The organism is Geodermatophilus ruber, from assembly GCF_900114385.1.
Lineage (GTDB): Bacteria > Actinomycetota > Actinomycetes > Mycobacteriales > Geodermatophilaceae > Geodermatophilus > Geodermatophilus ruber.
Window position 1 is genome coordinate 155,870 of sequence record NZ_FOSW01000011.1, and the last position, 22,141, is coordinate 178,010.

Genomic DNA, 22,141 nt, shown 5'->3' on the forward strand with positions numbered 1-22,141 from the left:
GTGCAACAGCAGAGGAGAGGCCATCACCGAGCCCCGTATCAACGACCGTATCCGCGTCCCCGAGGTCCGCCTGGTCGGCCCGGAGGGCGAGCAGGTCGGCATCGTGCCGATCGGCGAGGCGCTGCGCCTGGCCCAGGACTCCGAGCTCGACCTCGTCGAGGTCGCGCCCATGGCCCGGCCGCCGGTCGCCAAGCTGATGGACTACGGGAAGTTCAAGTACGAGTCCGCCCAGAAGGCCCGCGAGGCCCGGCGGAACCAGGCGCTCACCGTCATCAAGGAGATGCGGCTGCGCCTCAAGATCGACCCGCACGACTACGAGACCAAGAAGGGCCACGTCGAGCGCTTCCTGCGGAGCGGCGACAAGGTCAAGATCACCGTGATGTTCCGCGGCCGCGAGCAGTCGCGCCCGGAGATGGGGTACCGGCTGCTTCAGCGGCTGGCCGCCGACGTCAGCGAGCTGGGCGTCGTCGAGTCCAACCCGAAGCAGGACGGCCGCAACATGGTCATGGTGATCGCCCCGCACCGGAACCAGGCCGCCACCGACGCCTCGCGCCGCAACGCGAAGGCCGAGAAGCAGGCGGCCGAGGACCAGGCCCCCCAGGCCTGACCGGCGCCACCGCACGACCGCACCACTGAGACGGCCGGTGCCGTCGCGGCAGCCCCGCGCTGCCGCGGCGTCACCCTGCGCGAGGTCGCCACGACAGCGCGCCGACAGAGACGAACGAGGACCGAGGACATGCCGAAGCAGAAGACCCACAAGGGCGCCGCGAAGCGGATCCGCGTCACGGGTGGCGGCAAGCTCATGCACGAGCAGGCCAACAACCAGCACAAGTTCGAGTACAAGTCCTCGACCCGCAAGCGCCGGCTGGACAAGGACCAGGTTCTCTCCCCGGCCGACGCCAAGCGAATGAAGAAGCTGCTGGGCCTCTGAGCGCCCCCCGTAACGAACAGACAGGAGCACTCACGTGGCACGCGTGAAGCGGGCGGTCAACGCCCAGAAGAAGCGCCGGACGACCCTCGAGGCCGCCAGTGGCTACCGGGGCCAGCGGTCCCGCCTGTACCGCAAGGCCAAGGAGCAGATCCTCCACTCGGCCACCTACAACTACCGCGACCGCAAGGTGCGCAAGGGTGACTTCCGCAAGCTGTGGATCACCCGCATCAACGCCGCGGCCCGGCAGAACGACATGACCTACAACCGGTTCATGCAGGGCCTCAAGCTCGCCGGCATCGAGCTCGACCGCCGCGTGCTGGCCGAGCTGGCCGTCAACGAGCCCGCCGCCTTCGCCGCTCTGGTGGAGACCGCGCGCGCCGCTGTCGCCGCCGCCCCGGCCGGCGGTCAGGCCGCCTGAGTTCCACCGTCTCGACGCCGCCGGCGTCCGGCCCCCGCGGGCCGGCGCCGGCGGCGTCGGCGTGTGCAGGGGTGTCCGTGGCCGGCAGGAGGAGGAAGCCATGAGCGAGCCGCTGACCGAGCGGTCCGCGCGGATCGTGGCCGCGCGCAGGCTCACCCGGCGCGCCGGCCGCGATGCCGCCGGGCTGTTCCTCGCCGAGGGCCGTCAGGCGGTCGCCGAGGCGCTGGCCGACCCGGCCGGCGTGCGGGAGGTCTTCGCGACGGAGGCGGCCCGGGTCGCCCACGCCGACCTGCTGGGCGGGACGTCGGTGCCGGTGCGCCCGGTCACCGAGAAGGCGGCGGCGTCGCTGTCGGAGACCGTCACGCCCCAGGGGCTGGTCGCCGTCTGCGCGCTGCGGGATGTCCCGGCCGCGCGGCTGACCGAGGCGGCCCCGCGGCTGACCGTCGCGCTGGCCGAGCTCGCCGACCCGGGCAACGCCGGCACGGTGCTGCGCACGGCCGACGCCTGCGGTGCCGGCGCGGTGGTCTTCGGCGCCGGCTCGGCGGACCCGTACGGGGGCAAGGCGGTCCGCGCCAGCGCGGGCAGCCTCTTCCACGTCGACGTCGTCCGCGGGGCGCCGCTGGCCCCGCTGCTGCCCGAGCTGCAGGCCGCCGGGGTGACCGTGCTGGCCGCCGACGGCGGGGGAGACGCCGCGCTCGACGAGGTCGCCGCCGCGGGCCGGCTGGCCGGCCCGGTGCTGTGGCTGTTCGGCAACGAGGCCCGCGGGGTCCCGCCGGAGCTGGCCGGCCTGGCCGACGCCCGGGTTCGGATCCCGATGCGCGGCCGGGCCGAGAGCCTCAACCTGGCCGCCGCAGCGGCCATCTGCCTCTACACGACCCAGCTCGCCCAGTAAGGCCCTTGCAGGGGGTCCTCTTTCAGACCAGGCCGGCGCGCCGCCAGAGCAGCTCCGAGCGCCCGCCGATGAGCCCGGCACCGCGCAGGAAGGCGACCAGGCCGGTGGCCGCCTCGCGCAGCTTGGCCCGGTAGTGCTCGTTGGCCCGCGCCGCCGCCCGCGCCTGCCGCGGGTCCAGGCCCACCGCGGCGTAGACGCCCGGCTGCACGAGGTTGTCGACGGCGATCGCGGCCACCGAGGCGATGAGCGCGCGGTGCTTGCGGCGCTGCCAGGCCGACAGGTCCGGGGTCCGCCGGGCGATCTCCTCGCGGGCGAAGCGCATGTGCCGCGCCTCCTCCACCACGTGGATCTGACTGGTCGCCCGGGTCAGCGGCTGCACCCGCTCGTCCTTCATCAGGTCCCGCTGGAAGATGTCGAGGATCTCCTCGACCACCAGGATCGCCGCGTAGGCGGCCGGCCCGCTCGCCTTGGCCGCGTAGGCCCTGCCCAGCCGCAGAACCGACGGCGGCGGCTGGTACGACGGCGCGCCGAACGTCTCGGCGGTACGGGCGAACATGACCGAGTGCCGGCATTCGTCGGCGATCTCGGTGAGCGCCCACTGCACGTGCGGCTGCGCCGGGTCGTCGCCGTAGACGTCACGCAGCACCAGCTGCATGAGCATGCACTCGAACCAGATGCCGACCCCGGAGATCGAGCAGTACTCGTGGATGGTGAGGGTGACCCGCTGCCGCTCGGTCAGCCCCTCCCACAGCGGCGTGCCGTACAGCGACGACCACTCCGGCGAGAGGCCGTAGAGGTCGTCGGGGATCGGCGCCTCCCAGTCGATGTCGACCACCGGGTCGTAGGACTTCCGCGCGGCCGAGCTGAGCAGCCGGGCGGAGATCTCCTGCCGGTCGACGGGCTTCTTCGCCGCGCGCCGGCCGGTGGCAGGCAGGGTGGCGGTCATCGGCACGTTCCTCCCGAGGTCTCGAACAATGCTGTGACGGAAGGTAGCTGTTACTGTGCGACACATGCAACGGGTGGCCGAGGCGCCGCCGGCCGCCGACGGGCGCCGCGCACGCTGGACCGAGCACCGGCGGCTGCGCCGGGAAGAGCTGGTGGACGCCGCGCTGGAGGCCGTGCGGCGGGCCGGGCCGGGGTTCGCCGTCGACGACGTCGCGCGCAGCGCCGGGGTCTCCAAGACCGTCATCTACCGGTACTTCACCGACAAGGACGAGCTGATCGACGCCGTCCTCGAGCGGATCTCCGGCGCGATCCTGCTGCCCCGGCTGCTCGGTGAGCTGGCGGTGGAGCGCGCCGACGACCGGGCCCGGGTGCGTGCGGTCATCGCCGCATTCATCCAGCTCATCGAGGAGGAGCCGGCCCTCTACCGGTTCGCCTACGCCCACGCCGGGCGCGCCGGCCGCCCCGACCTGGTCGCCGCCACGGAGCGGGTGATCGCCGAGGCCCTGGGGGAGCTCCTGGCCGAGCGGCTGGCCGCGGCCGGGCGGCCGACGGCGCCGGCGATGACCTCGGCCTACGGCGTCGTGGGCATGGTCCAGCTGACCGCCCACTGGTGGTCGGCGGCGCGCACGGTGCCGGCCGGGGACCTCGTCGACCAGCTGACCGCGCTCGCCCACGGCGGGCTGGACGCCCTGCTTCCCCCGGCGGAGGACCCGCATGACTGAGCACCGGACCACCGATCACGGCGAGGCCGACGACGGCTACGCGGGCGAGGTGACCCTCGCCGTCGACGGTCAGGCGCAGACGACGGCGCACGCGGTGCTCGCCGCCCGCTTCGACCCGCTCGCCGGCTCGGTCGTGTGGACCGGCCGGGTCCGCACCGAGCTGCCCCTGGGCGGCGAGGTCGTGGTGGGCACGCCGCACGGGCGCGCCCGCGCCCGCGCGGCCGAGCGCGACGTCTGGGGCAACACCCGCCTGGCCGGCCTGGACCGCCCGCCGTTCCCCGTCGAGCTGCTCGACGGCGCCGTGGACGGCTGACCGGGCTCAGCGCACCGCGGTCGCGGCCTTGCGGGCGTACATCCGCACGTCGGCGGCGTACAGCAGGGTGGCGAAGTCGTCGCCGTCCTCGGGATGGACGCTGACCCCGACGCTCGCGCGGACGGCGACCTCCCCGCCGGCCAGCGGCAGCGGCTCCTCCAGCGCCCGGGTCAGGTCCGCGGCCACCCGGCGCGCCTCGTCGGCGGCGGTGGCCGGGTCCAGGTCGAGCAGCGCCACCAGGAACTCGTCCCCGCCGAGCCGGGCGAGCAGGTCGCGCCGGCGCAGCCGGGGGCGCAGCCGGTCGGCCACCGCGCGGAGCAGCTCGTCGCCCGCGGCGTGGCCGTACCGGTCGTTGACCGCCTTGAACCCGTCCAGGTCGACGAAGAGCACCGCCAGGGCGTGGCCCCCGGCGCGGGCCGTCCACAGCGCGGTCTCCACCTGCTCCTCCAGGCGGCGCCGGTTGGGCAGCCCGGTCAGGGGATCGGTGTAGGCGAGCTGCTCGATCCTGGTCAGGTAACCGCGGGTGCGGTCGCGTTCCTGCACGAGCGCGCGCTCGGCCTCGACCCGGGCGGTCACGTCGACCTGGACGCCGATGTAGCGGGCGACCTCGCCGTCCGGGCCGGCGATCGGGGCCAGGTGCAGCTCGTTCCACCACGGTGTCCGCTCGGGCCCCCGGTGGTTGAGCATCGTCACCCGGCACTCCTTCCCGGCCTCGATCGCTCGGCGGACGGCGGCGACGGCGGCGGGGTCGGTGTCGGGCCCCTGCAGGAAGCGGCAGTTGCGGCCGAGCAGCTCCTCCTGCGGCAGCCCGGCCAGCTCCGCGAAGGCCGGGTTGACGTAGACCAGGGGCTGGTCGGGGAGCCGGACGTCGACGATGCAGACGCCGCTGGGCGTGGCCTCCAGTGCGCGCCGCAGCGTCTCGGCCTCCTGCGGTCCGCCGGGCGCGGGGGCGGGCACCGCGCGGGCGGGCTCGACGGCGGGCAGGATGCGGCCGCGCGGGAGCGGCTCGGGCCGCGGCGTCACCCGGGCGAGCAGCGCCGAGGCCGCCCGCACCACGGTGTCGCGGTCGTAGGTCAGGGCGTACACGAACCGGCGCTCGGCGTCGGGACCGTCGTCGCCCAGGTCGCGGGCCAGCAGCGCGGCGGCGAAGTGCGGGCCCAGCACCACGACGTCCCACTCGCCGAGCACCGGGTCCTCGGGGGCGAGCGTCGCACCGCGCAGCCCGGGGACCGGCTCGACCGGCAGGCCCTCGCCCAGCGCGCACACGAAGCCGGTGCGCTCGACCAGGTCGCGGTAGCGCCGCGCGGTCGAGGGGGTGAAGTGCCGCGCCTGCTGGAACGCCGCGGCCGCCACCGACGTCGGGCCCAGCCGCAGCGCCTCCCGCTCCAGCTGCTTGCTCAGCTCGATGAGCAGCGCCTTGGGTGCCTCGCGCAGCACCACGCCCTCGGGCAGGCAGGCGAACGGGGAGACCTCGGTGCCCTCGGCCGTCGGCGCGGCCACCGGGGGCGGCAGCCGCAGCGCGCCGATCTCCCGGCCGGGGGCGGCGCCGACGCCCGGGCGGCCGAACAGCCAGCCCTGGCCGAGCGTGGCGCCCAGCGCCCGCGCCATGGCCAGGTGCCGGTCGTCCTCGATGCCCTCGGCCAGCACGACGGCGCCGGTGCGCTCGGCGTGCGCGTTCACCGCGTTCATGATCTCGGCGATCACCGGGCCCGGCCGCTCCTGCACCAGCCGCAGATCGAGCTTCACCACGTCCGGACGCAGCAGCGGCATGAACGCCAGGGACATCGCCTCGGCGCCGACGTCGTCCAGCGCGACGCCCCAGCCCACGGCCCGCACCCGCTCGACGGTGCGCAGCAGCTCGGCCGGGCGGGCGGCCAGCGCCCGCTCGGTGATCTCCAGGACCACCCGCAGTCCCGGGGCGTCCTCGGCGAGCGCGAGGAGGTCCTCCAGGGGCGCGCGGTCGAGCACCTCGGGCTCGACGTTGACGAAGAGCGTCAGCGGGGCCAGCAGCTCCTGCTCGGCGGCGCCGCGCAGCGCCGCGGTGCGGCAGGCGGCGTCCAGCTCGGCCAGCCGGCCGGCGACACGGGCCGCCGCGAAGAGCGGATCGGGGCGCTCCAGCGGCCCCTCCGGTCCCCGCGCGAGCGCCTCGTAGGCCACCACCCGGCCGGTGTCGAGCTCGATGATCGGCTGGAACACGCTCCGCACGCCGCCGGTGCGGAGGACGGCGTCGATCGTGGTTGCCGGGGAGTTCTCCACGCCTCTGCCATCGGCCGGCAGGCCCCGGGGGATGAGCCGAGCCGCCGGCCCCTCGCCCCGATGGGGGAGTCGTCTGGGTGTCCGGGGGTGGGGGAGCCCGGGGGGGACCGGCGAACCCGGCGGCGGGCACCGGCGTGCGGCGGGCAGAATGGCCTCCCGTGTCTGGCGCCAACGACCCCTACGACCCCAAGCAGGTCGCCGCCCTCTCCGCCGAGGCCCTCGACGCGGCGGTGGCCGATGCGCTCGAGGCGTTCGCCGGGGCCGGCGACCTCGAGGCGCTGGCCGCCGTCCGCCCGGCCCACCTGGGCGACCGGGCGCCGGTGCTGCTGGCCCGCCGGGAGCTCGGCGCGCTGCCGCCGGCCGCGCGGTCGGACGCCGGCAAGCGGGTCAACGCCGCCCGGGTCGCCGTCACCGAGGCCTACGCCGCCCGCCTGGCCGCGCTCGAGGCCGAGCGCGACGCCCGGGTGCTGGCCGAGGAGCGGGTCGACGTCACCCTGCCCTGGGATCGCGTCCCCCGGGGTGCCCGGCACCCGCTCACCACGCTCACCGACCGGATCGCCGACATCTTCGTCGGCATGGGGTACGAGGTGGCCGAGGGGCCCGAGCTCGAGGCGGAGTGGCTGAACTTCGACGCGCTCAACATCGGCCGCGACCACCCGGCCCGCACGATGATGGACACCTTCTTCGTCGCGGGCGGGCCGGGTTGGGAGACGGACTCCGGCCTGGTGCTGCGCACGCACACCAGCCCGGTGCAGGCGCGCACCATGCTGTCGCGGACGCCGCCGATCTACGTCGTCGCGCCCGGCCGGGTCTACCGCACCGACGAGCTCGACGCGACGCACACCCCGGTCTTCCACCAGGTCGAGGGGCTGGCCGTCGACCGCGGGCTGACCATGGCGCACCTGCGCGGCACGCTGGACCAGCTGGCGCGGTCGCTGTTCGGCGCCGAGGCGGTCACCCGCTGGCGGCCGTCCTACTTCCCGTTCACCGAGCCGTCGGCGGAGTTCGACGTCTGGTTCCCCCAGCACCGCGACGGCCCGCGCTGGGTCGAGTGGGGCGGCTGCGGGATGGTCAACCCGCGGGTGCTCGTCGCCTGCGGCATCGACCCGGAGGAGTACTCCGGTTTCGCGTTCGGCATGGGCATCGAGCGCGCCCTGCAGTTCCGCTCCGGGGTCGGCGACATGCGCGACATCGTCGAGGGCGACGTCCGTTTCACTCGAGCATTCGGAGTTGAGCAGTGAGGGTCCCCGTCGGCTGGCTGGCCGAGTACGTCGACATCCCGGCAGGGACGACGGTCGAGGACCTCGACGCCGCGTTCGTGCGCCTGGGGCTCGAGGTCGAGGAGATCCACCGGCCCGAGCCGGTCACCGGGCCGCTCGTCGTCGGCAGGGTTTTGGAGATCGAGGAGCTGACCGGCTTCAAGAAGCCGATCCGCTTCACGCAGGTGGACGTCGGGGAGGGCGAGCCGAGGGGCATCGTCTGCGGCGCGCAGAACTTCGCCGTCGGCGACACGGTGGTGGTCGCGCTACCGGGCGCGGTGCTCCCGGGCGGCTTCGAGATCGCCAGCAGGAAGACCTACGACCGCATCTCCGACGGGATGATCTGCTCGGTCCGCGAGCTCGGCATCGGCGACGACCACACCGGGATCCTGGTGCTGGGTGCCGACGGCGCCGACGTGCCGCCGCCGGGGACCCCGGCCGACGCGGTCGCCGGTCTGGACGACGTCGTCATCGAGCTGGCCGTCACGCCCGACCGCGGCTACTGCCTGGCCATGCGCGGCATCGCCCGCGAGATGGGCACCGGCCTGGCGGCGCCGTGGCGCGACCCCGGGGCGGTTCCCCCGCCCGCCTGGTCCGGGGAGCCGGCCTGGCAGGTGACCGTCGCCGACCCCGAGCGCTGCGACCGGTTCTCGATGATCGCGATGGAGGGCCTGGACCCGACCGCGCCCACCCCGTGGTGGATGCGCCGCCGGCTCGCGCAGGCCGCCGTCCGCAGCATCTCGCTGCCCGTCGACGTCACCAACTACGTGATGCTCGAGCTCGGGCAGCCGATGCACGCCTTCGATCGCGACGCGGTCACCGGCCCGATCCACGTGCGGCCGGCCCGCGAGGGGGAGCGGCTGACCACCCTCGACGGCGCCCAGCGGACGCTGTCGCCCGACGACCTGCTGATCACCGACGACACCGGCCCGATCGGCCTCGCCGGGGTCATGGGCGGCGCGACGACCGAGATCGGGAACGGCACCACAGCCGTGCTGCTCGAGGCCGCGCACTGGGAGCCCACGGGCATCGCCCGCACCGCCCGCCGGCACCGGCTGCCCAGCGAGGCGGCCAAGCGTTTCGAGCGTGGGACGGACCCGGAGATGACCGTGGCCGCCCTCGCCCGCGCCGCGGAGCTGCTGGCGGAGTACGGCGGCGCGAAGGTCGTCGGCGGCCTGGTCGACGTCGACAGCCGCCGGCCCCGGCCGGCCATCCCGCTGGACGTCACGCGGCCCGCCCGCGTGGCCGGGGTGCCGTACACGCCCGGCCAGGTCGTGGAGCTGCTGCGGGCGGTCGGCGCCGAGGTGGACGCCGACGGCGACACGCTGCAGGTCACCCCGCCGTCCTGGCGGCCCGACCTGACCGACCCGGCCGACCTGGTCGAGGAGGTCGTCCGGCTGGCCGGCTACGACGACGTCCCCTCGGTGCTGCCGACCGCCCCGCCCGGGCGCGGGCTCACCGAGACCCAGCGCCGCCGGCGGGCCATCGGCCGGGCGCTGGCCGAGTTCGGGTTCGTGGAGGCGCCGAACTACCCGTTCGTGGGGACGCCGGCCCTCGATGCCCTCGGCCTGCCCGCGGACGACGACCGCCGTGCCGTCGTCCTGGTGCGCAACCCGCTGTCGGAGGAGGAGCCGGCGCTGCGCACCACGCTGCTGCCGGGCCTGCTCGCGACGCTGGCCCGCAACCTCTCCCGCGGCCAGCGCGACGTGGCGCTGTTCGAGCACGGCGCGGTGTTCCCCGGCGGGGAGCGCCGCCCGGCCCCGCTGCCCGGGGTGGACCGGCGTCCGGACGACGAGACCCTGGCGGCCCTGCTCGGCGCCGTGCCCGGGCAGCCCTGGCACGTGGCCGTGGCCCTGTCCGGCCACCGGGAGCCGCGCGGCTGGTGGGGCCCCGGCCGGCCCGCGGTGTGGGCCGACGCGGTGGAGGCCGCTCGCCGGGTCGCCGCGGCCGCGGGCGTGGAGCTGACCGTGCGGGCGGGGGAGCGGGCGCCCTGGCACCCGGGCCGCTGCGCCGAGCTGGTGGTCGGCGACCGGGTGGTCGGCCACGCCGGTGAGCTGCACCCGCGGGTGTGCGCCGCGCTGGAGCTGCCGCCGCGCACCTCGGTCATGGAGCTGGACGTGGACGCGCTGCCGCCCGCGCCGGTGCCGACCCCCCCGCGTGTGTCGACCTTCCCGCCGGTGCTCATCGACCTCGCGGTGGTGGTCGCCGAGGACGTGGCCCAGGTCGACGTCGCCGCCGCGCTCACCGAGGGCGCGGGGGAGCTGCTGGAGGACCTGCGGCTCTTCGACGTCTACACCGGCGCGCCGATCCCGCCCGGCCGCAAGTCGCTGGCCTACGCCCTGACGCTGCGGGCGCCGGACCGGACGCTCACCAGCGAGGAGGCCACGGCCGTGCGCGACGCGGCGCTGGCGGCCGCCGCCGAGCGGACGGGTGCTGAGCTCCGTGGCTGAAAGAGGACTCCGTCCTCCCCACCCTTCGCAGGCTCAGGGCGGGGCCCGAGACGGGGCCAGGAGCCTCGGGGGCGGGGTCGCGCTGGTCACCGGCGCGTCGACGGGGATCGGCCGGCACCTCGTCGAGGGGCTGGCCACCCGCGGCATGGCCGTGGCCGGCCTGGCGCGCGGCGAGGACCGGCTGCGGACGGCGATGGACGAGATCGCCGCGGCCACCGGCGCCCGCACGCTCGCCGTCGCCGCCGACGTCACCGACCGTGGCGCAGTGGACGCCGCCGTCGCCCGCGCGGTCGAGGAGTTCGGCCGGGTCGACCTGCTGGTCAACAACGCCGGGCTGATCGACGCCGCCGAGGTGCCCGTCTGGCAGGCCGACCCCGATCAGTGGTGGGACGTCGTCACCAGCCACGTGCGCGGCGCGCAGCTGCTGGTGCGCGCGGTGGTGCCCGGGATGCTGGCCCGCGGCAGCGGCCGCGTGGTCAACATCGCCAGCGGCATGAGCGTCCGCGCCCGCCCCGAGTACTCGGCCTACTCGGTGGCCAAGACCGGCCTGATGCGCATGACCGAGGCACTGGCCGGCGCTCTGGAGGGCTCGGACGTGCGGGCCTTCGACGTCGCGCCGGGCGTGGTGGAGACCGAGATGACCCGCGCCATGCCGATCTGGCAGGGCTTCACCGACTGGACCCCGCCGGAGAAGGTGGTCGAGCTGATCGCCGCGATCGCGTCCGGCGAGCTCGACCCCTGGTCGGGGCGCTTCCTGCGCGCCGGCGTCGACGACCCGTCCGTGCTTCGCGACATCACGCCCGAGGGCGACGCCCGGCGGCTGCGCCTGCGCCCCTACAGCGACGAGGACCCCCTCGCCTGAACGACGCCGGACGCCGCATCCTCGGCTGACCGGGAAACCCGGTGTGAACGGCCATGCATGACCATGTATATTCATGCATCATGAGGACAGCGCAGACGTGGACGGTCGGGGTCACCGGCGCCACCGGGTACGCGGGGGGCGAGGTGTGCCGGCTGCTGGCCGGGCACCCGAACCTCCGGCTGACCGGGGTGCACGCCAATTCCAGCGCCGGCCGCCGCCTGGGTGAGCTGCAGCCCCACCTGCTGCCCTTCGCCGACCTCGAGGTGCAGCCCAGCGACGCGGCGAGCCTGTCCGGCTACGACGTCGTCGTCCTCGCGCTGCCGCACGGGGAGTCCGCCGCGATCGCCGCGCAGCTGCCCGAGGACACGCTGGTCCTCGACTGCGGCGCCGACCACCGGCTGACCGACGCCGCCGCCTGGCAGCGGTGGTACGGCAGTGCGCACGCCGGCTCCTGGCCCTACGGGCTGCCCGAGCTGCCCGGCCAGCGGGAGAAGCTGGCCGGCGCCCGGCGGATCGCCGTCCCCGGCTGCTACCCGACGTCGGTGACCCTCGCCCTGGCCCCGGCGCTGGCCGCCGGCCTGGTCCAGCCCGACGTCGTCGTGGTCGCCGCCAGCGGGACCAGCGGCGCCGGCAAGTCCGCCAAGCCGCACCTGCTCGGCAGCGAGGTGATGGGCTCGGTCAGCGCCTACGGCGTCGGCGGGGTGCACCGGCACACGCCGGAGATGGTGCAGAACCTCTCGCAGGCCGCCGGGCAGCCGGTGCGCGTCAGCTTCACCCCGACGCTGGTGCCGATGAGCCGGGGGATCCTGGCCACCTGCTCGGCGCCGCTGACGCCGGGCGTCGACGCCGAGGCCGCCCGCGCCGCCTACGCCAAGGCCTACGCCGACGAGCCGTTCGTCCAGCTGCTGCCCGAGGGGCAGTGGCCCACGACCGCGCAGGTGCTGGGCGCCAACACCGTCGCGCTGCAGCTGGCCGTGGACCCCGACGCCGGCCGGCTGGTGATCGTCGCCGCCGTCGACAACCTGACCAAGGGCACCGCCGGCGGGGCGCTGCAGTGCGCCAACCTCGCCCTCGGCCTGCCCGAGACCACCGGCCTTCCGCTCGTAGGAGTCGCACCGTGAGCGTCACCGCACCCGCAGGGTTCTCGGCGGCCGGCGTCGCCGCCGGGCTGAAGTCCAGCGGCGATCCCGACGTCGCCGTCGTCGTCAACCACGGCCCGGACGACGTCGCCGCCGCCGTCTTCACCACCAACCGCTTCCCGGCCGCGCCGGTGCTGTGGAGCCGCCAGGTGCTGGCCGGACAGCGGGCGCGGGCGATCGTCCTCAACTCCGGCGGCGCCAACGCCTGCACCGGCCCCGAGGGCTTCGGCGACACCCACGCCACCGCCGAGCACGCCGCCGCCGAGCTGGGGCTGGGCGCGATCGACGTCGCGGTGGCGAGCACCGGGCTGATCGGCGTCCGGCTGCCGATGGACGCGCTCACCGCCGGGGTCACCGCCGCGGTCAAGGCCCTGTCCGAGGACGGCGGACCGGACGCCGCCCGCGCGATCATGACCACCGACTCCGTGCCCAAGACGACGGTGCAGGCCCGCGACGGCTGGACGGTCGGCGGGATGGCCAAGGGCGCGGGCATGCTCGCCCCGAGCCTGGCCACGATGCTCGTCGTCCTCACCACCGACGCCGTCGTCCCGCCGGAGGTCCTCCAGCCCGCGCTGAAGCAGGCGACCGGCGTCAGCTTCGAGCGGGTCGACTCCGACGGCTGCCTGTCGACCAACGACACCGTGATCGTCATGGCCAACGGTGCCAGCGGCATCACCCCGAGCGCCGCGGAGTTCACCGAGGCGCTCACCGCCGCCGCCACCGACCTCGCCATGCAGCTGCTGGCCGACGCCGAGGGGTCCACCAAGGACATCGCGATCACCGTCCGCAACGCCGCCAGCGTCGAGGACGCCCTGACCGCCGGCCGGGCCTGCGCGCGCAACAACCTGCTCAAGACGGCGCTGTTCGGCAACGACCCCAACTGGGGCCGGGTGCTGGCCGCGATCGGCACCACCGACGCCGCCTTCGAACCCGACCGGGTCGACGTCAGCATCAACGGCGTCACGGTCTGCCGAGGCGGCGCGATCGGTGATCCGCGGGAGGGCGTGGACCTCACCGGCCGGGCGATCACCATCGACGTCGACCTGAAGGCCGGCAGCGAGCAGGCGACGATCTGGACCAACGACCTGTCGATCGCCTACGTCCACGAGAACTCGGCCTACTCCACATGAGCCCCCAGGACCCCACCCCACCCGACATCCGCGTCGACGAGCTGCGGACGGCGCGGCAGGTCGGCACCCACCGGGTCATGCGCACCTACGACCCGGAGGGCGACCGGCAGAAGGTCGCCGTCCTCACCGGCGCGCTGCCGTGGCTCAAGGAGTTCCACGGCAACGTCGTCGTCGTGAAGTACGGCGGGCACGCCATGGTCGACGAGGAGTGCCGGCGGGCCTTCGCCGACGACATGGTCTTCCTGCGCACCTGCGGCATCCACCCGGTCGTCGTCCATGGCGGCGGCCCGCAGATCACCGAGATGCTGGGCCGGCTGGGCATCGCCAGCGAGTTCCGCGGCGGTCTGCGGGTGACCACGCCCGAGACGATCGACGTCGTCCGGATGGTGCTCACCGGCCAGGTCACCCCCGAGGTGGTCGGGCTGATCAACCAGCACGGCCCCCTGGCCGTGGGCCTGTCCGGCGAGGACGGCGGCCTGTTCACCGCCGCCCGCACGCACGCGCTCGTCGACGGCCGGCCGGTGGACGTCGGCCTGGTCGGCGACGTGGTCACGGTCGACCCGGCGCCGGTCACCGCGCTGCTCGAGGCCGGCCACATCCCGGTCGTCGCCACGGTCGCGCCGGACGCCGACGGCGTGGTGCACAACGTCAACGCCGACACCGCCGCGGCCGCGCTGGCCGTGGCGCTGGGCGCGGTGAAGCTGGTCGTCCTCACCGACGTCGAGGGGCTCTACGCCGACTGGCCCGACCGCGACTCGCTGGTGCAGCAGATCGACGCCGCCGAACTGGCCGAGATCCTGCCGACGCTGGACGCGGGGATGGTGCCGAAGATGGCCGCCTGCCTGCGGGCGGTCAACGGCGGGGTGAAGCGGGCGACCGTCGTCGACGGCCGGGCACCGCACGCCCTGCTGCTGGAGATGTTCACCACGGAAGGCACCGGGACCATGGTGGTCCCGGCCGAGCAGAGGGAGGAGCCGGCACCATGACGCACACGGAGGAGCTGGCCACCCGCTGGTCGGCCGTGATGATGGGCAACTACCGGACCCCACCGGTGGCGCTCGCCCGCGGCGCGGGAGCCACCGTCTGGGACGTCGACGGCCGCGAGTACACCGACCTGCTCGGCGGCATCGCCACGACGATCCTCGGCCACGCCCACCCGAAGGTGACCGAGGCGATCACCCGGCAGGCGCAGACCCTGGGCCACGTGTCCAACCTGGCGATGCACGAGCCGGGCCTGGCGCTGGCCGAGCGGCTGCTGGAGATCGCCGGGCGGCCCGGCCGGGTGTTCTTCTGCAACTCCGGCGCCGAGGCCAACGAGGCGGCGTTCAAGATCAGCCGGCTCACCGGACGGCCGGAGGTCATCACCGCCGAAGGGGCCTTCCACGGCCGGACCATGGGCGCCCTGGCGCTCACCGGGCAGCCCTCGAAGGCCGCGGCCTTCGCGCCGCTGCCCGGCGGGGTGCGCTACGTGCCCTACGGGGACGCCGAGGCGCTGGCCGGCGCGGTGGGGGAGCAGACCGCCATGGTGCTGCTCGAACCCATGCTCGGTGAGGGCGGCGTGCTGCCCGCTCCCCCCGACTACCTGGCCTCCGCCGCTGCCGCGGCCGCGGACGCCGGCGCGCTGTTCGCCGTCGACGAGGTGCAGACCGGCACCGGCCGCACCGGCTCGTGGTTCATGCACCAGGCCGACGGGCTGCAGCCCGACGTCGTCACCCTGGCCAAGGCCCTGGGCGGCGGGCTGCCGATCGGTGCCACCCTGGCCTTCGGCGAGGCGGCCGACCTGATGACCGCGGGCTCGCACGGCTCCACCTTCGGCGGCAACCCGATCGCCGCCGCGGCCGCGCTCGCCGTCCTCGACACCATCCGCGACGAGGGTCTGCTCGAGCGGGCCAAGGAGCTCGAGCACCGGTTCACCGCCGGCATCGAGGGCCTCGGGCATGCCGCGGTCAGCGCCGTCCGGGGAAGGGGCGCGCTGCTCGGCGTCGTCCTCACCGCCGACGTCGCCGGGGCCCTGGAGGTCGCGCTGCGCGACGCCGGCTTCCTCACCAACGCCGTCGCGCCCGGGGTGCTCCGCCTGGCGCCGTCCCTCGTGCTCACCGATGCGCAGGTGGACGCCTTCGTCGCCGCCCTGCCCGCCGCCCTCGACACCGCTCTGGAGACCGCACCGTGACCCGGCACTTCCTTCGGGACGACGACCTCAGCCCGGCCGAGCAGGCCGAGGTGCTGGCGCTGGCCGCCGAGCTCAAGGCCACCCGGCACACCGCCGGGGCGCCGACCCCGCTGGCCGCGCACGGCGTGCCGCGGGCCGTCGCCGTCCTGTTCGACAAGCCCTCCACCCGCACCCGGGTGTCCTTCAGCGTGGGCGTCGCCGAGCTCGGCGGCTACCCGCTGGTCATCGACGCCGGCAGCAGCCAGCTCGGCCGCGGCGAGCCGATCGAGGACACCACCCGCGTGCTCGACCGGCAGGCCGCCGCGATCGTCTGGCGCACCTTCGGCCAGGACCGCATCGAGGCCATGGCCGCGGTCAGCCGGGTCCCGGTGGTCAACGCGCTCACCGACGAGTTCCACCCGTGCCAGATCCTGGCCGACCTGCAGACGGTGATCGAGCGCAAGGGCTCGCTGGCCGGCCGGTCGCTGACCTACCTCGGCGACGGCGCCAACAACATGGCGCACTCCTACCTGCTCGGCGGCGCGACCGCCGGCATGCACGTGCGGATCGGCTCGCCGGAGGGGTTCCGGCCCGACAAGGCCGTGCTGGAGCGGGCGGCCGAGATCGCCGCGCAGACCGGCGGCTCGGTGGCCTGGACCGCCGACCCGGCGGCCGCCGCCGACGGCGCCGACGTCCTGGCCACCGACACCTGGGTGTCGATGGGCCAGGAGGGGGAGTACGAGGCGCGGATCGCCCCGTTCCTGCCCTACGCGGTGGACGACGCGGCGCTGGCGCGGGCCGCCGAGGACGCCGTCGTCCTGCACTGCCTGCCGGCCTACCGCGGCAAGGAGATCGCCGCGTCGGTCATCGACGGGCCGAACAGCGCCGTCTGGGACGAGGCCGAGAACCGGCTGCACGCCCAGAAGGCCCTGCTCGCCTGGCTGCTCGAGAAGAGCCGATGACCCACGCCGTCACCCGCTCGGCCCGGCAGGCGCGGATCCGCGAGCTGATCGACGCCCAGCCGGTCACCTCGCAGACCCAGCTGGCCGGGCTGCTGGCCGCGGCGGGCATCGAGGTCACCCAGGCCACGCTCTCGCGGGACCTGGAGGAGCTCGGCGCGGTGAAGCTGCGCGGGTCCGACGGTGCCCCGGCGTCCTACGTGCTGCCGCCGGACAACGCGCCGCTGCGACCCGCGCAGGCCGCGCCCGCCCGGCTGGCCCGGCTGCTGGCGGACCTGCTCACCAGCGTCGAGGGCAGCGCCAACCTGGCGGTCCTGCGCACGCCGCCCGGCGCCGCGCAGTTCCTCGCCTCCGCCCTGGACAAGGTCGGCCTCCCCGACGTCCTGGGCACGATCGCGGGGGACGACACTCTCCTGGTCGTCTCCCGCGAGCCCGACGGCGGTCCGGCCCTGGCCGACCGGCTGCGCGCGCTCGCCGAGCGCTCGCCCTCCGTCCACCCCGACCTCAGCTACACCATCGATTCGGAAGAGAGTGCACCGTGACCGAACGTGTCGTCCTGGCCTACTCCGGAGGCCTCGACACCTCCGTCGCCATCGGCTGGATCGCCGAGGAGACCGGCGCCGAGGTGATCGCCGTGGCCGGTGACGTCGGCCAGGGCGGCGAGGACATGGAGGTCATCCGCCAGCGCGCGCTGGACTGCGGCGCGGTCGAGTCGATCGTCGCCGACATGCGCGACGAGTTCGCCGACGAGTTCTGCCTCCCGGCGCTGCAGGCCAACGCCCTCTACATGGACCGCTACCCGCTGGTCTCGGCGCTGTCCCGGCCGCTGATCGTCAAGCACCTCGTCGCCGCCGCGAAGTACCACGGCGCCTCGATGGTCGCCCACGGCTGCACCGGCAAGGGCAACGACCAGGTCCGCTTCGAGGTCGGCATCGGCGCCCTCGGCCCGGACCTCCAGGTGCTCGCCCCGGTCCGCGACTCCGGCATGACCCGGGACAAGGCGATCGCCTTCGCCGAGGAGAAGGGCCTGCCGATCGCGACCACCAAGAAGTCGCCGTACTCGATCGACCAGAACGTCTGGGGCCGCGCGGTGGAGACCGGCTTCCTGGAGGACATCTGGAACGGCCCCATCGAGGACGTCTACGAGTACACCCAGGACCCGACGACGCCCCGCGAGGCCGACGAGGTCACCATCGGGTTCACCGCCGGCGTCCCGACGTCGATCGACGGCAAGCCGGTGACGGTGCTGCAGGCCATCGAGCAGCTCAACGCCCGGGCCGGCGCCCAGGGCGTGGGCCGGCTGGACATGGTCGAGGACCGGCTGGTCGGCATCAAGAGCCGCGAGGTCTACGAGGCCCCCGGCGCGATCGCGCTGATCACCGCCCACCAGGAGCTGGAGAACGTCACGATCGAGCGGGACCTCGCCCGCTTCAAGCGGACCGTCGGCCAGCGCTGGGCCGAGCTGGTCTACGACGGCCTGTGGTTCTCCCCGCTGAAGAAGGCGCTCGACGCCTTCGTCGCCGAGTCCCAGCAGCACGTCACCGGTGAGATCCGGCTGGCCCTCCACGGTGGCCGGGCGGTGGCCACCGGACGGCGCAGCGAGGCCTCGCTCTACGACTTCAACCTCGCCACGTACGACACCGGGGACACCTTCGACCAGGGGCTGGCCAAGGGCTTCGTCCAGCTGTGGGGGATGCCCTCCAAGCTGGCGGCCGCCCGCGACCAGCGGCTCGGTTCGTGAGCGCTCAGCCGCCTGCCGCCGATCCCGGCATCCCCGCCCGGGCCCCCTCCCGGACCCGGCTCTGGGGCGGCCGCTTCGGCGGCGGCCCCTCGCCGGCGATGGCCGCCCTCTCCAAGTCCACCCACTTCGACTGGGAGCTGGCGCCGTTCGACCTGGCCGGCTCCCGGGCGCACGCCCGCGTGCTGCACCGGGCCGGGCTGCTCACCGACGACGAGCTCGAGCAGATGATCGGGGCGCTGACCGCGCTCTCCGCCGAGGTCGCCGCCGGCACCTTCGGGCCGGTGGAGTCCGACGAGGACGTGCACGAGGCGCTCGAGCGCGGGCTCACCGAGAAGCTCGGCGCGCTGGGCGGGAAGCTGCGCGCCGGCCGCAGCCGCAACGACCAGATCGCCACCGACCTGCGGCTGTACCTGCGCCACCACGTGCGCACGCTGGTCGGCGAGCTGGCCTCCCTGGAGTACGCCCTGGTGGGGCTCGCCGAGCGCTACCAGGACGTGGCGGCGCCGGGCATGACGCACCTGCAGCACGCCCAGCCGGTGCTCATCGCCCACCAGCTGCTCGCCCACGCGCACGCGCTCTCCCGGGACGTCGACCGGCTGCGCGACTGGGACGAGCGGACGGCGGTGAGCCCCTACGGCTCCGGCGCCCTGGCCGGCTCGTCGCTGCCGCTGGACCCCGACGCCGTCGCCGCCGAGCTCGGCTTCGACCGGGCCTCGGACAACTCGATCGACGGGGTCAGCGACCGCGACTTCGCCGCCGAGTTCTGCTTCGCCGCGGCGCTGATCGGGGTCCACCTCTCCCGGCTGGGGGAGGAGGTCGTGCTCTGGACGTCGACCGAGTTCGGCTGGGCCCGGCTCGACGACGCCTGGGCGACCGGGTCTTCGATCATGCCGCAGAAGAAGAACCCGGACATCGCCGAGCTCGCCCGCGGCAAGTCCGGCCGCTTCGTCGGCAACCTCACCGGGCTGCTGACCATGCTGAAGGGGCTGCCGCTGGCCTACGACCGCGACCTGCAGGAGGACAAGGAGCCGGTCTTCGACTCCATGGAGCAGCTGCTCCTCCTGCTCCCCGCGGTCACCGGCATGGTGGCGACCCTGACCCTGCGCGCGGAGGTGCTCGAGGCGGCCGCCCCGCAGGGGTTCGCGCTGGCCACCGACGTCGCCGAGTGGCTGGTCCGGCAGGGCGTGCCGTTCCGGTCCGCGCACGAGATCTCCGGCGAGATGGTCGCCTTCTGCGAGCAGGCCGGGCTCGAGCTCGACCAGCTCGACGACGAGCAGCTGGCCGGCATCGACGAGCGGCTCACGCCCGACGTCCGCTCGGTCCTGTCGGTCCGCGGCGCCCTGGCCGCTCGCAAGGCCCGCGGGGGAACAGCGCCCGAGCGGGTCGCCGAGCAGCTGTCCGCGCTGGCCGAGCTGGCCCGGCAGCACACCGAGTGGGCGTCGTCCTCACCCGTGGCGGCGGCGCTCTGACCGATCTCCCCGCCGACCGGCCCGGGCGGCTCCTCACCGCGGAGGAGCTGCTCGGACCGGCCGACGTCGTGGCGCCCACGCTGCTGGGCTGCTGGCTGGTCACCGACCGGCCGGAGGGTGAGGTCGCCGTCCGGCTGACCGAGGTGGAGGCCTACGCCGGCGACGGGACGGACCCGGCGGCGCACTCCCACCGCGGGCCCACGCCGCGGGCGGAGATCATGTTCGGCCCGCCGGGGCGGCTCTACGTCTACTTCAGCTACGGCGTGCACTGGTGCGCCAACGTCGTCGTCGGGCCCGAGGGGCACGGCTCGGCCGTGCTGCTGCGGGCAGGCGACGTCGGCGTGGGGGAGGAGCTGGCGCGTGCCCGCCGGCCGGCGGCCCGGTCCGCGCGCGACCTCGCCCGGGGGCCGGCCCGGCTGACCCAGGCCCTGGCGATCGGGCCGGACGACCGGGGCGCCTACCTGCTCGACCCGGCCGGCCCGGTCCGGCTGCACCGGGGCATGCCCCCGGCGACGATCTCGGCCGGACCCCGCGTCGGCATCAGCCAGGCCACCGAGCACCCGTGGCGGTTCTGGGAGACCGACGCCGCCTCGGTCAGCCCCTTCCGCGTGGGCGGACGCCGGCGGGGCGGGCGGAACGGCGGTCGGGGTGCCGGGCAGGATGGGGTGCCGTGAGCGACGTGATCGACGAGCTGCACCGCCGGGGGCTCATCGCCCAGAGCACCGACGAGGACGCCCTGCGCAAGCACCTCGCCGAGGGACCCGTGGCCTACTACGCGGGCTTCGACCCGACCGCGCAGAGCCTGCACGTGGGTCACCTGCTCCAGTTCATGGTGCTGCGGGCGCTGCAGCGCGCCGGGCACCAGCCCGTGGTGCTGGTCGGCGGTGCGACCGGACTGATCGGCGACCCGCGGCCGTCGGCCGAACGTCAGCTCAACGACCGCAGCACGGTGGCGGAGTGGGTCTCCCGCATCCGCGAGCAGGTGGCGCCGTTCCTCGAGGTGCCCGCCGAGCAGGACGGGTTCAAGGGCCCGATCTACGTCGACAACCTCGAGTGGACCGCTCCGATCTCGGCCATCGACTTCCTGCGTGACATCGGCAAGCACTTCCGGGTCAGCCAGATGCTGGCCAAGGAGGCGGTGTCCGCCCGGCTGAACTCGGAGGCGGGCATCAGCTACACCGAGTTCAGCTACCAGATCCTGCAGGCCAACGACTTCCGCGAGCTGTTCCGCCGGCACGGGGTGACGCTGCAGACCGGCGGGTCCGACCAGTGGGGCAACCTCACGGCCGGCATCGACCTGGTGCGACGCACCGAGAGCGCGAGGGTGCACGCGCTGTCCACCCCGCTGGTCACCAAGTCCGACGGCACCAAGTTCGGCAAGACCGAGGGCGGCGCCGTCTGGCTCGACCCGACCTTGACGTCGCCGTACGCGTTCTTCCAGTTCTGGCTCAACGCCGACGACGCCGACGCACGCACCTGGCTGCCCTTCTACTCGGAACGGCCGGCCGAGGAGATCGAGGCGCTGGTCGCGGAGAGCTACGAGCGGCCGGCCGCCCGCGTGGTGCAGCGGGCGCTCGCCGAGGAGCTCACCCGCCTGGTGCACGGGGAGGACGAGCTGCGCCAGGCGGAGGCCGCCGGGCGGGCGCTGTTCGGCCGGGAGGACCTCTCCGCGCTCGGCCCGCAGACCCTGGGCGCCGCGCTCGGCGAGGCGGGCAGCGTGACCGTCGAGGGAGAGGTGCCGACCGTCGCCCAGCTGCTGCAGCAGACCGGCCTGGTCTCCAGCCTGTCCGAGGCCCGCCGGACGGTGAAGGAGGGCGGCGCCTACCTGAACAACGAGCGGGTGACCGACCCCGAGGCGGTGCCCGGTGAGGACGCCTGGCTGCCCGGGGGCTGGCTGGTCCTGCGCCGGGGCAAGCGGTCCGTGGCCGGGGTGCAGCGGGGGGCCCCGGCAGCCTCCTGACCGAGGTGTGAACGGTGCCTTGCCGGCCGGTCACGGCAGGGTGTCGGGCGTCACCTGCCTCCGGGTTTGACACGGCTCCCGCACCCACGTAACTTTCTCTCTGCGCCGCGCGAGACCGCCTGAGGGTGGCCGCCGAGACGCCCCGAGCGGGCAGATCGAGTGCGGCGTACAATCGAGAATCGCCTCGGACGAAGACCCGATCGGGTCGGGTTCCGTGCGCGTCCGCTCCTTGAGAACTCAACAGCGTGCCGAAAGTCAGTGCCAAGTAATAACCCCGTGCCGGTCTTGATGGTCCGGTGGGGATTCCTTTGGTTGATTGATATCGCGAGTGTCAGCTCGCGGTTCTCAGCCGCGATCAAATCATCTACGGAGAGTTTGATCCTGGCTCAGGACGAACGCTGGCGGCGTGCTTAACACATGCAAGTCGAACGGTGAACCGCCTTCGGGCGGGGATCAGTGGCGAACGGGTGAGTAACACGTGGGCAACCTGCCCCCGGCTCCGGGATAACCCCAAGAAATTGGGGCTAATACCGGATATGACCGCTG

Annotated in this window: 21 protein-coding genes and 1 rRNA gene; 20 read left to right on the plus strand and 2 right to left on the minus strand. The window is 74.7% G+C overall.

Translation table 11 applies throughout. The features are described 5' to 3' along the window. The first annotated feature begins 37 nt into the window (after nt 1-37). The 4 genes from infC to BMZ50_RS17335 all read left to right on the plus strand — a co-directional run bounded on the left by infC (nt 38) and on the right by BMZ50_RS17335 (nt 2,241). Nucleotides 38-607, plus strand: a complete 570-nt coding sequence (infC, locus tag BMZ50_RS17320) for a translation initiation factor IF-3 (RefSeq protein WP_245753702.1) — start codon at nt 38-40, stop codon at nt 605-607. A 129-nt stretch (nt 608-736) separates the two neighbouring features. Continuing rightward, complete coding sequence (rpmI, locus tag BMZ50_RS17325; protein ID WP_091327152.1) at nt 737-931, plus strand: 50S ribosomal protein L35; 195 nt, start codon at nt 737-739, stop codon at nt 929-931. 34 nt (nt 932-965) lie between these two features. Then, complete coding sequence (gene rplT / locus BMZ50_RS17330; RefSeq protein ID WP_091327155.1) at nt 966-1,349, plus strand: 50S ribosomal protein L20; 384 nt, start codon at nt 966-968, stop codon at nt 1,347-1,349. Between the two features lie 100 nt (nt 1,350-1,449). After that, a complete protein-coding gene (locus BMZ50_RS17335; RefSeq protein WP_091327158.1) occupies nt 1,450-2,241 on the plus strand; it encodes a TrmH family RNA methyltransferase in 792 nt (263 codons plus the stop codon). A 22-nt stretch (nt 2,242-2,263) separates the two neighbouring features. On the opposite strand, the gene BMZ50_RS17340 is transcribed toward BMZ50_RS17335, so the two are convergent. Next, the gene (locus tag BMZ50_RS17340) at nt 2,264-3,187 is read right to left on the minus strand and encodes an AurF N-oxygenase family protein (protein WP_091327161.1); all 924 of its coding nucleotides are present in this window, start codon (nt 3,185-3,187) and stop codon (nt 2,264-2,266) included. Between the two features lie 64 nt (nt 3,188-3,251). Between BMZ50_RS17340 and BMZ50_RS17345 the strand changes: the two genes are divergently transcribed. Then, entirely contained in the window at nt 3,252-3,908 is a 657-nt protein-coding gene (locus BMZ50_RS17345; protein WP_091327164.1) for a TetR/AcrR family transcriptional regulator, read from the plus strand. After that, nucleotides 3,901-4,221 carry a DUF4873 domain-containing protein gene (locus BMZ50_RS17350; RefSeq protein ID WP_091327168.1) on the plus strand — a complete coding sequence of 107 codons (321 nt, stop codon included), beginning with the start codon at nt 3,901-3,903 and terminating at the stop codon, nt 4,219-4,221. The genes BMZ50_RS17345 and BMZ50_RS17350 overlap by 8 nt, the downstream gene beginning before the upstream one ends. A 6-nt stretch (nt 4,222-4,227) precedes the next feature. Here the strand turns inward: BMZ50_RS17350 and BMZ50_RS17355 are convergent, their stop codons facing one another. Then, nucleotides 4,228-6,477, minus strand: coding sequence for a diguanylate cyclase domain-containing protein (locus BMZ50_RS17355; protein ID WP_091327172.1), 2,250 nt, complete (start codon nt 6,475-6,477; stop codon nt 4,228-4,230). A gap of 158 nt (nt 6,478-6,635) precedes the next feature. Here BMZ50_RS17355 and pheS point away from each other — a divergent pair, with 158 nt between their 5' ends. From pheS to BMZ50_RS17425, 14 genes are all read left to right on the plus strand, one after another. Then, nucleotides 6,636-7,718: a phenylalanine--tRNA ligase subunit alpha gene (gene pheS / locus BMZ50_RS17360; protein ID WP_091327175.1), complete on the plus strand. Its 1,083-nt coding sequence runs from the start codon at nt 6,636-6,638 to the stop codon at nt 7,716-7,718. Further along, nucleotides 7,715-10,186, plus strand: coding sequence for a phenylalanine--tRNA ligase subunit beta (gene pheT / locus BMZ50_RS17365; protein WP_091327178.1), 2,472 nt, complete (start codon nt 7,715-7,717; stop codon nt 10,184-10,186). Before pheS ends, pheT begins: the two co-directional genes overlap by 4 nt. After that, nucleotides 10,179-11,048, plus strand: a complete 870-nt coding sequence (locus BMZ50_RS17370; protein ID WP_091327181.1) for an SDR family NAD(P)-dependent oxidoreductase — start codon at nt 10,179-10,181, stop codon at nt 11,046-11,048. The genes pheT and BMZ50_RS17370 overlap by 8 nt, the downstream gene beginning before the upstream one ends. An 80-nt stretch (nt 11,049-11,128) precedes the next feature. Next, complete coding sequence (gene argC / locus BMZ50_RS17375; protein WP_091327184.1) at nt 11,129-12,169, plus strand: N-acetyl-gamma-glutamyl-phosphate reductase; 1,041 nt, start codon at nt 11,129-11,131, stop codon at nt 12,167-12,169. After that, nucleotides 12,166-13,317, plus strand: a complete 1,152-nt coding sequence (gene argJ / locus BMZ50_RS17380) for a bifunctional glutamate N-acetyltransferase/amino-acid acetyltransferase ArgJ (RefSeq protein WP_091327187.1) — start codon at nt 12,166-12,168, stop codon at nt 13,315-13,317. The genes argC and argJ overlap by 4 nt, the downstream gene beginning before the upstream one ends. After that, nucleotides 13,314-14,303 carry an acetylglutamate kinase gene (gene argB, locus BMZ50_RS17385; protein ID WP_091327190.1) on the plus strand — a complete coding sequence of 330 codons (990 nt, stop codon included), beginning with the start codon at nt 13,314-13,316 and terminating at the stop codon, nt 14,301-14,303. Before argJ ends, argB begins: the two co-directional genes overlap by 4 nt. Then, nucleotides 14,300-15,487 (plus strand): acetylornithine transaminase, encoded by a 1,188-nt coding sequence (locus BMZ50_RS17390; protein ID WP_091327192.1) that lies wholly within the window; start codon nt 14,300-14,302, stop codon nt 15,485-15,487. The genes argB and BMZ50_RS17390 overlap by 4 nt, the downstream gene beginning before the upstream one ends. Next, a complete protein-coding gene (gene argF / locus BMZ50_RS17395; protein WP_091327195.1) occupies nt 15,484-16,428 on the plus strand; it encodes an ornithine carbamoyltransferase in 945 nt (314 codons plus the stop codon). The genes BMZ50_RS17390 and argF overlap by 4 nt, the downstream gene beginning before the upstream one ends. Further along, the gene (locus BMZ50_RS17400; protein ID WP_091327197.1) at nt 16,425-16,967 is read left to right on the plus strand and encodes an arginine repressor; all 543 of its coding nucleotides are present in this window, start codon (nt 16,425-16,427) and stop codon (nt 16,965-16,967) included. Before argF ends, BMZ50_RS17400 begins: the two co-directional genes overlap by 4 nt. Then, on the plus strand, nt 16,964-18,166 hold the full coding sequence (locus BMZ50_RS17405; protein WP_091327201.1) for an argininosuccinate synthase: 1,203 nt from the start codon (nt 16,964-16,966) through the stop codon (nt 18,164-18,166). The genes BMZ50_RS17400 and BMZ50_RS17405 overlap by 4 nt, the downstream gene beginning before the upstream one ends. Beyond that, nucleotides 18,163-19,635 carry an argininosuccinate lyase gene (gene argH / locus BMZ50_RS17410; RefSeq protein WP_245753700.1) on the plus strand — a complete coding sequence of 491 codons (1,473 nt, stop codon included), beginning with the start codon at nt 18,163-18,165 and terminating at the stop codon, nt 19,633-19,635. Before BMZ50_RS17405 ends, argH begins: the two co-directional genes overlap by 4 nt. After that, nucleotides 19,599-20,309: a DNA-3-methyladenine glycosylase gene (locus BMZ50_RS17415; RefSeq protein ID WP_245753701.1), complete on the plus strand. Its 711-nt coding sequence runs from the start codon at nt 19,599-19,601 to the stop codon at nt 20,307-20,309. Before argH ends, BMZ50_RS17415 begins: the two co-directional genes overlap by 37 nt. Beyond that, nucleotides 20,306-21,595, plus strand: a complete 1,290-nt coding sequence (gene tyrS / locus BMZ50_RS17420) for a tyrosine--tRNA ligase (protein ID WP_091327203.1) — start codon at nt 20,306-20,308, stop codon at nt 21,593-21,595. Before BMZ50_RS17415 ends, tyrS begins: the two co-directional genes overlap by 4 nt. 363 nt (nt 21,596-21,958) lie before the next feature. After that, nucleotides 21,959-22,141 (plus strand): 16S ribosomal RNA (locus tag BMZ50_RS17425); the annotation flags it as partial.